The organism is Lacticaseibacillus songhuajiangensis (assembly GCF_003946025.1).
Taxonomy (GTDB): Bacteria; Bacillota; Bacilli; order Lactobacillales; family Lactobacillaceae; genus Lacticaseibacillus; species Lacticaseibacillus songhuajiangensis.
Window position 1 is genome coordinate 41,590 of the sequence record NZ_RHNR01000005.1, and the last position, 16,258, is coordinate 57,847.

Consider the following 16,258-nt stretch of genomic DNA (forward strand, 5'->3'; position numbering starts at 1 on the left):
TCGCTGCTACTTGGCCAAGTAACCCGTCAGGTTAATGACATCGCTACTCAGGTCAATGCGCTGCGCGCGCACGTGCAAGCCGTTGCCCAAATCAAATTGGTTCAATCTTAGCACAATGCTTTGTTCCTTACTATTAATGCTGACCATCTTGGGCAGGTCGTAATTCTTAGCGACATAGCTCATGACGTAATCAATCGGCACGGACAGCGCGCCGACGTTAATCTTAGTCGCCTTCAGCAAAATATTGCCGTTGGTTTGCACGTAGGGGTCGCACTGAATGCCAAAGCCCACCGTCGCGCCGAAGAACTTGAAGTTCCCCTTCAGCACCGCGTGGTCGCCAATGGTCAGTGAGTACTTCATGTTGCTGTTCTTCAGGTAGTGCTTGAGGTAGTTGTTAATGAGACGGTTGAGTTGCTCTTTCGTGAGCTTGATGCTCATCACGTTGCCCTTATTGTCGGGCAACTTCACGGTGCTCGTTGTCTCAACTGGCTGGGTAACGCGGTGCACGACCGCCAGGCTCCCGCCGATGATGATGCCGCACAGCACGATGAAGGCCCACTTCCAGAGGTTGAGCGGCCGCTTCAGTTTCATTTTGGCCGGTTTATTGGTACTGCGCTGCGCTTTGCGCGGTGAGCGTACTGGCTGCTTAGGTGTCTGCTGCTGATCTTCTGCCATTACTTATTCCACTTTCCTTCCGTCGTCTTCATCACGTCCCATAGCTGGGTCGTCATCTGCTCATAACCCGCGTTGTTCGGGTGGAAGTGATCCTTACCGTAGATGAGGTTGTTGACCGCCTTTTGCTTCTTGGCGGAGCTGGCCTTCTTCTGGCCGTTCCCCTTGGACAGGACAGAATCGATGTCGACGTAGTACACCTTGTTCAGCGTAGCCAGCGTCTTTTGCGTCTGCTTGTTCCAGCGCTGGACACTGGTCTGCATCTTGGTGATGTTCGGGAAGTAAACGTAGAACGGGTTGTAAATGCCGAAAACGTAGATCGGCGCATTCGGATTCAGGGCGCGCACATCACTAATCAGACTTGTCAGGTGCTTCTGGAAGGTGTTAATCCCCTTGGTGACGTCCTTGGTGTTGATACTGAGCATATTCTTTTGCAACAGGTGCATCAAGTCGTTGCCGCCAACGGTCATGGTGATGATGTCTGCGTTCTTGACGCTGGTTTGCAGTTTCTTTTGCGTGCGCACCCGCTTTTGAATCTGGCGCGCCGTGTCGCCGGTCACCCCGTAGTTACTCGTGGCAACTTTGCGATTGGTGGCCACCTGCATGTCCTGGGCGATGAGCGGCACGTAGCCGCCCTGGTGCGTGGTGTCACCCACCCCGTGGGTCAGCGAGTCGCCAACCGCCGCGAGGTGGATGGTGCCGCCATCACCGCCATTGCCACTGGTATCGAGTGCCTTGGCTGCCGGCAAACCGCTATTGAATGCCAGAAACGCCACGATACTGACAACTAGGAACGTCGCAATCCCCGTGATGACTGATTTCAACTTCATTGTGGCCGCAACCTCCCTTTGTTTAATGCTCTAACTTTAACACAAAAGGGCCGGAACCAAGGTCCCCGCCCTTCAATGCGCCGCTACAATGCGGTAATTGTCGCTTAACCTTCGTAGTACAAAATGGCGAATGCGCCCTGACCCGCGTGAGTGGCCACAACTGGGGTGGTCGTGCGGACGAGCACTTCAACGCCGGGCAGTGCCTGGCGAATTTCTTCGCCCATCGCCTGGGCGTCTTCCGGAATGCCCACGTAGGACACGCCGACGCCCTTCACGTCTGGCAACTGGCTCATGGTCTGGATGACTTCATCCTTGAAGGCGCGGATGGTCTTCATGCCGCGACCCTTCTTGAGAATCTCAAGTTTCCCGTTTTCCATGCTGAGGGTGACCTTGATGTTGAGCAAACTGCCAATCATGCCGGCAGCCTTAGACAAGCGGCCCCCCTTCACGATGTTGGTCAGATCAACAACGGCCATGCGCAAGGTGGTGTTGGCTTCAACCTGCTTGACCGTGTCGAGGATGGTCGCCATTGACGCACCCTGCTCGGCCAACTTAGCGGCTTCAATGACCTGGAAGGACATCGCGCGGTCAGTAAACTCGGAGTCAACGACCGTCACGTCGCCATCAGCCATCTCGGCTGCCTGACGTGCGGAGTTCACGGTCCCACTCAGGCTCTCCGCCATGAAAATGCCGAGCACAGAACTACCGTCGGCGGTCAACTCGTTAAACTTGTCGACCATCGTCCCGATGGCGGGCTGACTGGTTGTCGGCAAGGAATTACTGTTGTTCATCTTCTCGACGAATTCGTCGCGCTGGATGGTCACACCGTCCACGTAGACAGTGTTGTCAATCATAATACTCAGGGGAATCACCGTGACGTCGTACTGTTTTATTTCTTCCGGCGTCATCTGGACAGATGAATCGGTGACTACTTTAATCTTGGTCATCTGGAAGCCACGCTTTCTTTTTAAGTTCTTTCTTTAAATCGTTCACGGATAATTATAACGAACCCGCCGGAAAAATCATAGTGGCTTTAATGTTCCTTATCATATAGTTTTTAAGACTAGATGTGCTTGACTTAGTTTTGAGAACCAGATAGTATGTAGTCAGACATGAAAAGGCATACGGGGGTCAGCAAAATGCAACTCACAACAAACATTCACAGCAAACGCTACAGTATTCTCAACGAACTCTGGAGCGCCGTCACGCACGGCGTCGGCATCCTCTTCGCAGTAACCGCGCTGGTTTTGCTTGCGGTGCGCGCAGTCCAGGTGGGCGGCGCCGTGCGAATTGTATCCTTTGTCGGCTTCGGGGTGGCGCTAATTATCCTCTACACCGCCTCCACCCTGTTCCACGCGCTGTACTTCACGAAGGCTAAGCACGTGCTGCAGGTACTGGATCACTCCGGCGTCTTCGTCCTGATTGCCGGCTCCTACCTGCCCTACTGCTTAGTCGCCATCGGCGGCACGCTGGGCACGGTACTGCTAGCCACCATCTGGACGCTGTGTGCGGCAGGCATCATCATGGATTGCTTCTTCGTCGGCCGTTTCAAAAAGCTGGAAGTTGCCATCTACATTTTGCTCGGCTGGATGTGCCTGATTGCCATGGAGCCGCTCTGGGTGCACCTCGGCGCTATCGGCTTCTTCCTGCTCCTGGCGGGCGGGTTGTGCTACACGATTGGCGCACTGCTGTACACGCAGAAGAACATTCCTTACATCCACGTAATCTGGCACCTGTTCGTTCTCGCCGGATCGGTGTGCATGTTCATTTCCATCTACTTGTTTGTCTAATCACCGCAAAGAAGCGCCCACACAGTTGTGTGGGCGCTTCTTTATGCTGTGCTTCAGCGTATGCATTTCAGTGACGAAGTCACATCGGGCCTCTTTGATGTTTTCATACCGCCGCAAGGCGGTGGGTCGGCAACTCCAGCGTGAGTGCGCTTGGGCTGCGCTCTGGTGAACTACGTCGGGCGGGACCGCTTCAGGCGGCCCTACGGTGTCCGTCTCACTACGCGCTAAAGCGCGAGGTCGACTGGCTTCGCCATCTTCCGCTGGCAGATTTGCCGCAAACCGGCGTCAAATCTGCGCTCCTGAGATAATCTGCAGTGTACACCCGGCAAGACCCATGCCGGGCATACACTGCAGATTATCTTGTCGCCCGACTCCGTTCCCTTCGCTGCGCCCAAGCACACTCACGCCTCCATGGCCGACACGTAACTAGGCAGAAAATACTGCGCTAACCTTTGGCTACAGCTAGGCAATGACTGTCTTCTGCACTTAGAAAGGCAGCGGCAGCCGTATTCACCATGTTCGTAAAGGCAGTTGAATCGCTCGCCGTAATCGCATTTCTCATTACGTATCCGTCTATGGCTGGTATTCCCGCTAGTGTAGTCTGAAACTTCCACCACCAGAGTATTGTTGTAGCACTTAGGGACTGGGGTGAATTGGTGGAACACTCGCGGGCAGGTGACGCGAAAAGAACAGGCAGACCCATGGCAACCGGCGATAGCCGTTTTACCATGGGTCTGCCTGTTCGGGGTGAACCTTTTTGACGTGGGTTTCGGCAAAAAGTTCAGCGGTAGCCTGGCTTGCCAGGCGTGAGCGACCCCGCGTTACCTGCCCGTGAGTGTGGAACCAATTTGCCCCAGGCCCGACCTTCGGTCAATTTTCACAGCAGCCATCCTTGCGGATGGTATTTTCAATCCTTACGCTGACGGACAACTCTAGTTCACGTACTCGTCGAGTTCGAGGTACCGATTCATGAGCTCGTCTTGCTTGGCGTTCGCCTCGTCGAGCTGCTTTTGCAGCTCAGCCAGCTTACCGTAGTCATCCCCGTTAGCTTGCATATCGGCGTTGATCTGGGTGATCTCCTCGTCCAGCTTGTCAATCTGCGGCATCAGGGTGTCGTACTCTTTTTGCTCCATGTAGGTCAGCTTGACCTTCTTCTTCGGCGCTTCCGGTTCAGCAGGCGCTGCTTCCTGCTTCTTAGGTGCCTCCATTGTCGCCGCTTCCTTACCAGCGTCGGCCTGTTTTTGCAGGTAATCGGTGAACATGCCGCGAGCCTGTTCAATTTTGCCATTGCCGTCAAAAATCAGGAGCTCATCGGCAACCTTGTCCAGGAAGTAACGGTCATGGGAAACCGTGATGACGGTGCCGGGGAACGTCTCGAGGTAGTTTTCCAGTACGGTCAGCGTCGCAATATCTAAGTCGTTGGTTGGTTCGTCCAGTAGCAGAACGTTCGGTTCGTGCATCAGCACTTGCAGCAGGTACAAACGCCGCTGCTCCCCACCAGACAGGCGCTCAATCAGCGTGCCGTGGCTTTCGCGTGGGAACAGGAAGGCATCGAGCAACTGGGTGACCGTCATGTGTTCCCCGTTGGCGTTGGTAATGCCCTCGCTGACGGACTGCAAGTAGCTAATCACCCGCATCTTCTGGTCGAGCTGCGGCATCTTTTGCCGGTAGTAACCGATGCGCACCGTTTCGCCAACGTCGATGATCCCGTCATCGGGTTTGAGGTCGCCGGCAATCAGGTTGAGCAGGGAGGACTTCCCGGCTCCGTTGATGCCGCTAATCCCGATGCGCGTGTTGCGCTGAATCAGGTAACTGAAGTCGTTCAGGATGACGTGCGTGCCCAGCTTCAGGCTCGCGTGGTGAATCTCGACAACCTTCTTACCCAGGTGCGTACCGCCAACAGAGATGTCCACGGTCTTGGCCTCAGGGGCCACGGTGCCAGCCTTCATCTCATCAAAACGCTTGATCCGGGCATTTTGCTTCGTGCTCCGCGCGTGCGCACCCTCGCGCATCCAGGCCAATTCGTGCTTGTAGAGCTGTGCCTGCTTATGGGCCGCAGCTGTTTCGCGCTCGACCTGATCGGCCTTTTGCTCAACGTATGCTTGGTAGTTACCGGGGAAGATGCCGAGTTGCCCCTTATCGAGCTCAAAAATCTGGTTGGCCACATGGTCCAAGAAGTAGCGGTCATGGGTCACGACCAGCAGTGCGCCCTTGTATGCAGCCAGGTACTTCTCCAGCCAGGCAATGGAGTCGAAATCCAGGTGGTTAGTTGGCTCGTCCAGCATCAGCAGGTCTGGTTTTTCAATCAGCACCTGCGCCAGGCCGACACGCTTTTGCTGGCCACCAGACAAGCTGCCCACGCGCTGACTAAGGTCGTCAATATGCAGCTGGGTCAGAATCGTCTTGATGTCGGTTTCAACGTCCCAGGCGTCCAGCTGCCCCATCTTGGTTTCGGCCCGCTCGTATTTGGCCTGAACGGCTTCGTCCAGCGGGTTCTGGGTATACTCGTCCATCACCCGCTCGTACTCGCGAATCGCCTGGAAAACGGGCGAACTGCCGCCGTACACGGCATCCATAATGCTGGCGTCCATATCCAGCTGCGGCTTTTGCGCCAGGTAGGCGATGCTGTAGCTTTTAGGCGTCTGAATGTCCGCATGGTCAAAAGGTTCCCGGCCGGACAAGCCCTGCAGCAGGGTGGTCTTCCCCGTCCCGTTGACCCCAATCAGCCCGATGCGGTCCCCTTCGTTAATCAGAAAGTCGACATTATCGAGTAAGGTCTTATCACCATATGTCTTTGATACACCATTCGCAGTTAAAGTCTGCACGTTTTATTCCCCAAATCTAATTTTTAATTGTAGCTAGCAGCGCAGCGCGGTCGTTCGGTAGCTTACCCGCAACGACGGCCTGCACCATTTTGGCCAAGGTCTGCCCCATTTCGCGGCCCGGCTTAAAACCGGCCTGGATGAGGTCGCCGCCGTTTACGGCCAGTTCCTTAGCACTCTTAATGCTCAGCGCGTCATAGCGCGTCTGCACGGCCGCCTGGTCAAATCCAGGTGCCAGCAGTTGCGCCGCCTCCAGCGCCACAGCTAGTGCGGGCTGGCCGCACTGGAACAACGCCCAGTTATCGGCAGTATCATTCAGCAATGCCGGCAAAATGCGCTGGGCTGCCTGCACCTCGGCGGACAAGTTATTGGCCTGTTTCCACTTCTTCATGAACGCAGCGGCCGGCGTATCCAGCAAGTACACCAGAAGTGCCCACGCCGCGCCTGGCTGTTGCAACTGCTGATCCGGCAACGCCTCGTAGCTTGTCAGCGCCGCACCGCCGTCGGCAAGTCCGGGACAGTAACGGTAGAGTTCAGACTGAATGAAACTGGTCAGGCCGGCGCTGCGCTTGATGCCCAGCAGCAGGCGGATGAACTCTGCCGCAATCCGCTCGGTCGCAATGTGTTGCAACAATGGCGCGTTGTCCTTGAGGGCGCGCGCCGTCTGCTCTTCCAGCTGGAAACCCAGCTGACTTTCAAACCGTACCGCGCGCATCATCCGCAGTGCGTCTTCGTGGAAGCGGTCGTGGGCGTTGCCCACCGCCCGCAGCAAGTGCGCATCCAGGTCCTGTAGACCGCCAAAATTATCAATGATGGTGCCATCGTGACGAGCGGCCAGCGCATTAATGGTGAAGTCACGGCGCAGCTGGTCTTCCTTGAGCGAACGCACGAAAGTCACCTGGTCCGGGCGCCGGAAGTCCTGGTAACCCGTCTCGGTCCGGAAGGTGGTAATCTCATAGCCGTGGCCGTGGTCGAGCACGGTCACCGTGCCGTGCTGAATGCCGGTATCCACGGTGCGCTTGAAGATTTGCTTCACCTCCTGCGGGTAGGCGGAAGTGGCAATGTCAACGTCGTGAATCGGCAGGTCGAGCAAAGCATCACGGACACAGCCGCCGACAAAATACGCCTCAAAGCCCGCGGCCTCGATTTGTTTCAAAATGGGAATTGCCGCTTGAAATTCTGGATGCCGTAAATCTACCTGCACGTTCCTACACTCCTGTTCGTTTCGTCACTACCGCGTCACTATGTAAAGCACACGCACGCCCTTCGCAGCGTTCGTGCGGCGTCTTTTTAATACTGATTACCCTTCAATTCGTCCAAACGTTCTTGGGCCTCATAATCATCTGGCTCCAAACTCGTCAGGCGGCTAAGCGCAGCCTCTTCTTCGGCCTTGGCCGCCGTCGTCCGGAAGAAGCTGGCGATGTCGCGTAAGAACTCAGGCCGGTCCTGGAAAGTCCGGAACGCTAGCAGGTAATTCCCGCGAGCGCCATCGTAGTCTTCCAGTGCGGCCTGACTGCGCGCCAGGTTCCAATAAAGTTGTGGGTCACTTGAGCCGTTATCGTCGAGGTCCTTCAGGAACTCACTGTTCTCCTCATGGCGATCCTGAGCAATCAAGAAGTTACTCCAAGCCAGAATGCTGTGCTGGTTCTCGGGGTCAAGGCCAAGTGCAGACTGCAGATATTGCTCCCCGAGCTCGTTGTCGCCAAAACTCAGCGCGAGCTGCGCCCCAATGGCGAAGAGATCTTCATTGGTGTCATCGTAAGCAAGCCCCGCCTGCACCGTCTTGAGTGCCAATTCCGGCGTACCGTTCTCACGTTCGGCCCGCGCCAATGGCAGGTAGGCGTTGGTGAAAGACGAGTCCTGGTCAACCACCGCCTGCAAGGCATCAACCGCCTTCTGGTAGTCCTTCAGCTGCAGGTAAAGTGCACCGAGTTGAAAACGGTCGGCGATTGGCAGTTCGCCGTATTCCTCATAAACGCTGACCGCATCTTCATAGCGGCCGGTATTGGCCAGACTAGCCGCGTAGCGCAGTTTAACCGCAACATCCGCCACAGTGTCCACACCCTTTTGCAAAAGGTCCAGATAAGCCGCAGCGGCCGTCTCGAAGTGGCCCCAGGCAAACTCAAGCTCACCAAGCGCAAAGCCGATGACCGGTTCGTCTGGATCCAGGCGCTGAGCTTCGAGCAACTTTTGCTCACTAACTTCGTATAAACCTAGTGTCTGGTAAACGTCAGCTGTGGCGAGCAGTGCCTGTTCGTAGTTGGGGTCGTCTTGCCCAACACGGGACAAGTAGTCAAGTGCCTTGTCAGTGTCACCGTCAGCGACCGCAATGTCGGCTAACGCAGTGAGCACGCTGGTCTCGTCTGGGTACTTACCCGCCAGTTCCTGGTACAGGCGCTTCGCGTAGCCCGTGAAGCCGTACGCGTACAGTTCTTCAGCCAAGTTGAACTTGGTTTCGTCATCGTCGTTGGCGAGCACCTTCGTGAAAAGGTCACTCACACTATCCATTTCGCCCTGTTCGAGCTTATCAAGCAACTGTTCCGAATAAGACATACTTGGCCTCCTTGAATACATTCAGTTATAACTTTAACGCATCCCGCGCGGTTTGACTACCAATGCGGGCGCGGACAAAATGCGGGTGGTGGCCGGGTCAGTCGTGTACTGACGTAACTGCGCAGTCGCGCGCCAAAGGGCAGGTCCCGCTGCGATGTCCAGAGCTCTATGCGCTAAAGCGCTGAGAGCTCTTGGCTAGCACGTAAATCACGCCCACCATAAAACCTAAACCCGGGTTTTACTGTCACTTTACTGCGCAGTCGCGCGATAAAGGGCAGGCCCCTAGTATGTAAACAGCTCCCACCTAAAAGCCTAAGTCCGGGCTTACACGCTCCCGTTACTGCGCAGTCGCGCACCAAAGGGCAGGTCCCTAGCACGTAGGTCACGCTCACCATAAAACCTAAACCCGGGTTTTACGGTGAGCGTGGCCTACGTGACGGGACCTAACCGCCCTTTGGTGCAGCCTAGCCAACAAAAGAGGCCAGAACCTAAGTCCTGACCTCTCTGCCGTAATTATTACATCTACCGTTCGTTTTACTTAACGGCGTCCTTCAATGCCTTACCAGGCTTGAATGCTGGGACCTTAGATGCAGGAATTTCGATTTCGTCACCGGTCTGCGGGTTGCGACCCTTACGGGCAGCGCGTTCGCGGACTTCGAAGTTACCAAAACCGATGAGCTGAACCTTTTCACCCTTTGCAAGGCTGGTCTGAATGCTGCTGAATACTGCATCAACTGCAGCAGTAGCATCCTTCTTGGTCAAGCCGGTTGCGGTAGCAACGCTTTCGATAAGTTCTGCTTTGTTAGCCAAATTATTTCACCTCCGTGCGATTAGATGCGTGAACACCCAAACATGCCCACTTGATAGTGGTTCAAGAATGAGGAAATAATGAAAACCGAAGCATCACCATTTCATTCGTTAAGATAGCATAGGAACGGCGTCGTAGCAAGGGTTTTCGCACTTTTCGTTCAAAAAAACGTGAATTTTTTTGTTATACGACATGCTTGTTACGTTTGTTACAAAATGACGTCTTTTCCCCTTACTGCCGGCTCCGCGCAATCAGGTGGATAGGTGTACCCGTAAAGTCGAAGGTCTCTCGCAGCTGGTTAATTAGAAAACGCTGATAAGAGAAGTGCAGCAAGTCCGGATCATTCACAAACACGATGAACGTTGGCGGCTTGATGGCCACTTGTGTCATGTAGTAAATGCGCAGCCGCTTCCCGTTCATGGTTGGCGTCGGCGTGACCGTCATGGCGTCATTCAGAACTTCATTGAGCACACTGCTCTGGATGCGCCGGCTCTGGTTTTCAGCCGCCTGCAGGATCAATCCGGGCAGGTTGTGCAAACGCTGGCCCGTCTTCGCGGACACGAAGACAATCGGCGCATAGTCCAGATACTGGAACTGATCACGAATCAGGTTCTCAAAGTCAGTCATCGTGTGGTTGTCTTTTTCAAGCGTATCCCACTTGTTGACGACGATGATGATGGCACGGCCCGCCTCGTGGGCGTAACCGGCGACGCGCTTGTCCTGCTCACGAATGCCTTCTTCGGCGTTCAGCACCATCAGCACGACGTCTGAGCGGTCAATGGCCCGCATTGCACGGAGCACGGAGTACTTTTCAGTGGCTTCGTACACCTTCCCCCGCTTCCGCAGACCAGCCGTGTCAATCATCGTGAACTCAGTATCTTCGGCCGTAAACTTCGTATCGATGGCGTCTCGGGTAGTCCCTTCAATTGGGGACACAATCACCCGGTTTTCACCCAGAATTGCGTTCACTAAGGAAGACTTCCCCACGTTAGGCCGCCCAATCAGGGAGAACTTCACGGAATCGTCTTCTTCGGCATCGTTATCGTCTGGGAACTTGGCAAAGACGGCGTCCAGGACGTCCCCTAGTCCAATCCCGTGGGTACCGGACAATGGCATCGGCTCGCCAAAGCCAAGACTATAGAAGTCAAAGACGTCATTGCGTCGTTCAGGGTTATCAACCTTGTTGACGGCGAGAATAACTGGCTTGTCAGTGCGGTAAAGAATCTGAGCCACGTGTTCGTCTGCATCAGTCACGCCGTTTTCAACGTTGACCAGAAACAGAATCACGTCGGCTTCATCCATCGCGATTTCGGCCTGTTCAGTAATCTGCTGCATGAATGGTTCATCACCGAGGTCAATCCCCCCAGTGTCAATCACAGCGAATTCCCGTGCCAGCCAGGAACCACGACCGTACAAACGGTCACGGGTAACACCCGGCGTATCTTCAACGATAGCCTGCCGGGTCCCAACGATACGGTTAAAAATTGTTGATTTACCAACGTTGGGGCGCCCAACGATGGCGAGTGTCGGTATAGCCATGTCCATACCTCCTTACATAGTTTGCGAATTAGAATTTTTAACAAAAAAAGTTGAGCCGAGGCTCAACTTTTTGGTCATAATCTTTTAAATCAAGATTACTTCTTAGCAACGTCCTTAAGAGCGTCACCGAGAATGTCACCAAGGGAGAAGCCAGAGTCATCCTGCTGGTATTCTGCTGGAATCTTGGTGTGGCTGCCGCCATTGTTACCACGGGAACGGCCGCCGCGGTTGTTGTTGCTGCTCTTACGAGGCTGTTCTTCCTTAGCGCCGGCAGGTGCTTCCGTAAGTGCCTTGATGGACAGGGCAAGACGGTGAGCAGATGGGTCTACGGAGAGAACCTTCACCTGAACAGACTGACCTTCGGAAAGGACGTCTGCTGGGGTAGCAATGTGTTCGTGGGAAATCTGGGAAATGTGAACCAGACCTTCAACACCAGGGAACACTTCAACAAATGCACCGAAGGAGGTCAGACGACGAACGGTACCATCGAGAACGGTGCCTTCGGAAGCCTTGTCTTCGATATCGGTCCAAGGTTCAGGAAGCGCAGCCTTAATGGAAAGGCTAATGCGGTTACGGTCAGCATCAAGGTTGAGCACCTTAACGTTAACTTCCTGGCCAACCTTCAGAACGTCGCTTGGCTTGTTAACGTGATCGAATGAGATTTCGGAAACGTGAACAAGACCGTCAACGCCACCAAGGTCAACGAACGCACCGAAGTTGGTCAAACGAGCAACCTTACCTTCAAGAACGTCACCGACGTTGATCTTGCTGAAGATTTCCTTGCGTGCTTCAGCCTTAGCAGCTTCAAGCACAGCGCGGTGGGAAAGAATCAGGCGGTTTTCCGCTGGATCAATCTCAATAATCTTGAATTCGAGTTCCTGACCCTTGTACTGGGACAGGTCTTCTACGAAGTGGTCTGCAACCATGGATGCAGGAACGAATCCACGCACGCCGGCGTTAACAACCAGACCACCCTTTACTACAGAAGTAACAGGTGCTGTGATGTTGTTGCCAGCTTCGTATTCCTTCTGGATTTCAGCCCAAACCTTCTGAGCTTCCAGACGGCGCTTGGAAAGCAGGTACTGCCCGTTTTCCTTGTCCTTACCAATCGTGCTAATAACCACCAGGTCAAGTTCGTCGCCGACCTTAGCCACCGCGTGAATATCATCGACTGGCTGAGTACTTAATTCCTTAAGTGGCACAACCCCTTCAACACCGGAATTTTCGATGCCGATAACAAGCTGCTTGTCCTCGATTGCGAGAACCTCGCCCTTGACCACGTCACCTACTTTTACCTGGTGCACACTGTTGAGTGCATCCTCCATTGTTTCTGGGTTTACGCTGTTTTCACTCATGCCAAAAAATCCTCCTTAACGACTATCATCATTTGACAGTATACATGAAATATTCCCCAATTACCACTGCCTGACAAAAATAGTCTTCACTTCTCTTTTATTTTGTTACTGACGTGCTTCATAGAGCTTGATAATACTGTCAACCACCTCGTCAATGCTCATTGGCGTGGTGTCTAAGCGGACTGCATCATCTGCTTGTTTGAGTGGTGAGGTCTCGCGGTGCGAGTCCTTGTAATCACGCGCGGCGATCTCCTTTTCGAGCGTCTCAACCGAAACGTCGATGCCTTTTTCCTTGTTGTCCAGAAAACGGCGGCGGGCACGTTCTTCAACGCTGGCCACCATGAAGACCTTCAGCTCTGCATGGGGCAGAACGGTCGTACCAATGTCGCGACCGTCCATCACGATGTTGCCCTTTGCGGCAATTTCGCGCTGCTGGTTCGTGAGTTCAGTACGCACAGCTGGAATGGCGGCAACGGCGGACGCGTTGTTGGTCACGTCCTCTTGGCGAATGGCCAAGGTGATGTCTTCCCCGTTCAAGAGTGTCAGCTGACCGTCAGCACTCGGCTTGAACTCAATGTGCACTTCCGGCAACAATGCCGTCACGGCAGCGGCGTCATCCGGTGCCACACCGCGGCGCAGTACCAGCAAGGTCACACTGCGGTACATGGCCCCAGTGTCACAGTACACGTAACCTAACTTCTTTGCGACCAACTTCGCTACGGTACTTTTACCCGCACTAGCTGGTCCATCAATTGCAATCTGCATGCGATCCTCCAAATTAAAAGCTGGAACCAAGTTCCAGCTTCAGTATTGATACTACTTAACCTTGAGCGTCTGCCCAGGGGTAACGGCTGTGCTTGAGCCCATCCCGTTGAGTGCCTGAATCTCAGACAAGGTCATCCCGTGGTTGACCGCAATCCGGTACAGGTTGTCTCCGGACTTCACGGTGTAACTACCACTGGCGGATGAACTAGAACTAGAGCTGGAACTCGAACTTGAACTAGATGAAGAGCTGCTACTTGCCGAACTGCTGCTAACACTGCTGCTCGTTGACGAGGAACTCTTCTTGCTACTAGAACTAGACGACTTCTTACTTGATTTGCTTGATTCGCTGCTACTCTTGGATTTGCTTGGTGCAGCAACGCTAATGCGCGTCGTCGACTCCGCCGAGTTCGCCATTCGTTTTGAAACGGCTTGCCACACAATTGGGGCTAGGCATAACAAAAGTAAGGTAACAACGAGTACCACTGTGAGCACTGTATTACCACGGCTGTGCTTGCGACGTTCGATACGTGAGAAATTGCCGTCATCGTCCCGATCGTCCTCGAACTGCTGATTCCAGGGCTGCTTTTCCTTGGTTGTTTGCTCTTTGGCAATTTTTTCCGAGCGGTTTGTTTTCCTTGGCACAACAATGCCCCCCTATTTCATCTTGGTTAATTGTATCACATGAAAGCTGGTGGACTAGTCGCTAACATTAAAAATCTGTTTAAAAACTTCTTGCCAAGTATTAAATCCTTGATTATCCGCCTGCTGCTCGCTGTGAATTTGAGCGAGAACACCAGCATCCGCAATACCGCAGCAAAAATCATCGTGCGTTTTGGCCGGACTGTCGAAATAGTGCAAGAGTTCTGCACGCACACAACCGTCTGCCTGTAAGAAGTTCACCACGGCGCTAAACGCCTTTTGCTTGCTGCCGATGCGGGCATCAAGTGCCTGATTGACTTCACTGGCGCTGTAGCCCGCTTGCTGGTAGGCGAGTACTAGCTGAATCTGCGGGTCATCACTACCGGCGTATGCCTTGGGTGCGCGGTAAAGCGCCTTAACCAGGATCGGGCTCGGCAAATTAGCCAACATCCCCGCCGTGTGTTGTGCGTCCTTAGCCGTGTACAGCAGCGCCGTCAGTGCCGGCTGGCCGTCACGACCCGCACGTCCAATGGCCTGCATGTACTCTTCGAGTGTAGCCGGCACGCCCAGGTACAGCACCATCCGGACGTCGGGTTTATCCACCCCCATCCCGAACGCACTGGTGGCAAACAGCGTATCAAGGCTCCCTTCAGTGAACTGGCGCTCACGCAGGGTTCGTGTGTGCCCATCAAGACCGGCGTGATAGAAGGCGACACGGCGGCCGTGCAAGCCGCTAAATTGCTGCGCCAATTGCTCCGTGAGTTTCTTGGTTGGACAGTAAATAATGGCTGGCCCCGCCACTTGCGCGAGCAACGCACCCACTCGCTCGTTAACCGCCCGCTGATCCAGCAGACTCTCCCGGCCGATGAACAGTTCAGGACGATCCACGCTACCAGCGTAGATGGTCGCATTTTGCAGACGCAGTTGCCGCACAATCACGCTCCGGACGTTCTCCGGCGCGGTTGCGGTCAGCGCCATAACTGGTGCACCCAAGCGCTGGCGGACATCCCCCAGCCGCAGGTAGGCCGGCCGAAAATCCGGTCCCCACTGATAAATGCAGTGCGCTTCGTCAACGACGAGCAATCCCACCTTTACGGCCTGCAGCGCGCGCAAAATGTCCGGCCGCGTCAACATTTCGGGCGCGATAAAAATAAATTGATAATAGCTTAAATTCTGCAGCACTACCGACAGTTCGCTAGGCGCTAACTGCGAATTAATTGCCAAAACACGTTTCTCGCCGCTGGCTTGCAGCCGCAACTGCTGATCACGCATCAGCGCAAGCAGGGGCTCCACCACGACTGTCACACCAGCACGCAATTGACCCGTGGCCTGAAAGCAGAGCGTCTTCCCGCTCCCAGTCGGCAAAATGCCGAGCACGTCCTTACCATCCAGCGCCGCGTTGATAATTTCTTCTTGGCCGGGACGCAGGTTCTGGTAGCCCAGCTGCTCAATAACACCTTCGACTTCACTGCGCATGTTGCATCCCCCGTAACTGTTCAATCTGAAACATCCGCACCTGCATGAACTCCAGGTCCGGCAACACGTCCAGCAATTCGCGGTAACTGTGCTGGCCGGCATTCCACGTTGCCAAAAGCTGCGGTTTCGCCGCGGCCGGATAAAAGCGGCTGAACGTTAAGGGTGCGCCAAAAATCGCCGCCACCTGCAAGTGCTCGTTCACTGTGCTTACCCGCAACCGCCGGCGCTGGGCAATCTGTTCAATCGATGCGCCGGCGTTAAATTCGCTAACCGTTTGCTGCATCGGCTGCGAAAGTAGCGGCTGGCGTCCGCCCCAGAGCTGATACCAATGCGGACTTTGCGTTGGCGACATTTGTGCAAGCAGGGCGCACCCCGCCAGTTCAATGGCCAGTTCATTAGTGCTTGCTTCCGGATTACCACTGTAGCCATGTGCGAGCAGCTGACCGGCGAGCGTATCAGCAGTTTGCTGATCAAGCGCGGTGAACAAAGTGGTCAGCTCCGCCACAGCGGCCGCTGTTTCCTGCCCTAATTGGCCATACCACCAGCGTACCCGCGCTTGGACGTGCAAATCCGCTATGGCTGGCCGGTAACGGTGATTGCCGTAGCTGAGTTCGGATAGCGTTTGTACTGCCAGGTAAAACTGCGGCAAGAAGGCCTGCACACCGTAGTCTGGGCGGAAGGTTTTAAGGGCTGCCGCAAAGGTGGTGTCTGCACTGCGCGTTGCAGCGCCAGCATCTGTCAGACACAAACCCGCCTTTTGTTGGGCAATTAGACCGGCCCGCATCAGCGCTGCGACTTCATTTTCAAAATCTCCTCGACTCAGACGCGGCGTGACACCATACAGCCGCAAATTGCCCTGTTCCATGCCGGAAAAAACGGTGGAGGCCGTTTGGCGACCACTTAAAACACCGTATAAAGACAGTGCGCGCTGCGGTTGCGCGGTCAAGCCCGCCAGAATGAGTTTGGCGCTGTCACTTAACTCACTGTGGTTCACCTTTGTTGTCATTAA

Annotated in this window: 14 protein-coding genes; 1 reads left to right on the forward strand and 13 read right to left on the reverse strand. The window is 54.6% G+C overall.

Annotated elements, in window-relative coordinates; genetic code table 11:
* Positions 1 to 6: 6 nt before the first annotated feature.
* The 3 genes from EKM97_RS02645 to EKM97_RS02655 form a co-directional block, all read right to left on the reverse strand.
* Positions 7 to 675 carry a YpmS family protein gene (locus tag EKM97_RS02645; protein ID WP_125570730.1) on the reverse strand — a complete coding sequence of 223 codons (669 nt, stop codon included), beginning with the start codon at positions 673 to 675 and terminating at the stop codon, positions 7 to 9.
* Complete coding sequence (locus EKM97_RS02650) at positions 675 to 1,502, reverse strand: SGNH/GDSL hydrolase family protein (protein ID WP_125570731.1); 828 nt, start codon at positions 1,500 to 1,502, stop codon at positions 675 to 677. Before EKM97_RS02650 ends, EKM97_RS02645 begins: the two co-directional genes overlap by 1 nt.
* Before the next feature lie 104 nt (positions 1,503 to 1,606).
* On the reverse strand, positions 1,607 to 2,449 hold the full coding sequence (locus tag EKM97_RS02655) for a DegV family protein (RefSeq protein ID WP_125570732.1): 843 nt from the start codon (positions 2,447 to 2,449) through the stop codon (positions 1,607 to 1,609).
* A 192-nt stretch (positions 2,450 to 2,641) separates the two neighbouring features.
* Here EKM97_RS02655 and trhA point away from each other — a divergent pair, with 192 nt between their 5' ends.
* Positions 2,642 to 3,292 carry a PAQR family membrane homeostasis protein TrhA gene (gene trhA, locus EKM97_RS02660; protein WP_125570733.1) on the forward strand — a complete coding sequence of 217 codons (651 nt, stop codon included), beginning with the start codon at positions 2,642 to 2,644 and terminating at the stop codon, positions 3,290 to 3,292.
* A 932-nt stretch (positions 3,293 to 4,224) separates the two neighbouring features.
* Here the strand turns inward: trhA and EKM97_RS02665 are convergent.
* The 10 genes from EKM97_RS02665 to EKM97_RS02710 form a co-directional block, all read right to left on the reverse strand.
* Positions 4,225 to 6,117 (reverse strand): ABC-F family ATP-binding cassette domain-containing protein, encoded by a 1,893-nt coding sequence (locus EKM97_RS02665; protein ID WP_125570734.1) that lies wholly within the window; start codon positions 6,115 to 6,117, stop codon positions 4,225 to 4,227.
* A 16-nt stretch (positions 6,118 to 6,133) separates the two neighbouring features.
* Positions 6,134 to 7,318 carry a CCA tRNA nucleotidyltransferase gene (locus EKM97_RS02670; RefSeq protein ID WP_125570735.1) on the reverse strand — a complete coding sequence of 395 codons (1,185 nt, stop codon included), beginning with the start codon at positions 7,316 to 7,318 and terminating at the stop codon, positions 6,134 to 6,136.
* Positions 7,319 to 7,404: 86 nt separating this feature from the next.
* Complete coding sequence (locus tag EKM97_RS02675; protein WP_125570736.1) at positions 7,405 to 8,667, reverse strand: tetratricopeptide repeat protein; 1,263 nt, start codon at positions 8,665 to 8,667, stop codon at positions 7,405 to 7,407.
* 534 nt (positions 8,668 to 9,201) lie between these two features.
* Entirely contained in the window at positions 9,202 to 9,477 is a 276-nt protein-coding gene (locus EKM97_RS02680; protein ID WP_125570737.1) for an HU family DNA-binding protein, read from the reverse strand.
* Positions 9,478 to 9,706: 229 nt separating this feature from the next.
* Complete coding sequence (gene der, locus EKM97_RS02685; protein WP_125570738.1) at positions 9,707 to 11,014, reverse strand: ribosome biogenesis GTPase Der; 1,308 nt, start codon at positions 11,012 to 11,014, stop codon at positions 9,707 to 9,709.
* Positions 11,015 to 11,109: 95 nt separating this feature from the next.
* Positions 11,110 to 12,369, reverse strand: coding sequence for a 30S ribosomal protein S1 (gene rpsA, locus EKM97_RS02690; RefSeq protein ID WP_125570739.1), 1,260 nt, complete (start codon positions 12,367 to 12,369; stop codon positions 11,110 to 11,112).
* A 105-nt stretch (positions 12,370 to 12,474) separates the two neighbouring features.
* Complete coding sequence (gene cmk / locus EKM97_RS02695) at positions 12,475 to 13,146, reverse strand: (d)CMP kinase (protein ID WP_225419198.1); 672 nt, start codon at positions 13,144 to 13,146, stop codon at positions 12,475 to 12,477.
* A 39-nt stretch (positions 13,147 to 13,185) separates the two neighbouring features.
* On the reverse strand, positions 13,186 to 13,776 hold the full coding sequence (locus EKM97_RS02700) for an SAG1386/EF1546 family surface-associated protein (RefSeq protein ID WP_125570741.1): 591 nt from the start codon (positions 13,774 to 13,776) through the stop codon (positions 13,186 to 13,188).
* Positions 13,777 to 13,830: 54 nt separating this feature from the next.
* The gene (locus EKM97_RS02705) at positions 13,831 to 15,249 is read right to left on the reverse strand and encodes a RecQ family ATP-dependent DNA helicase (protein WP_164507408.1); all 1,419 of its coding nucleotides are present in this window, start codon (positions 15,247 to 15,249) and stop codon (positions 13,831 to 13,833) included.
* A complete protein-coding gene (locus EKM97_RS02710; RefSeq protein WP_164507409.1) occupies positions 15,239 to 16,255 on the reverse strand; it encodes a helix-turn-helix domain-containing protein in 1,017 nt (338 codons plus the stop codon). Before EKM97_RS02710 ends, EKM97_RS02705 begins: the two co-directional genes overlap by 11 nt.
* Between the last annotated feature and the right edge of the window lie 3 nt (positions 16,256 to 16,258).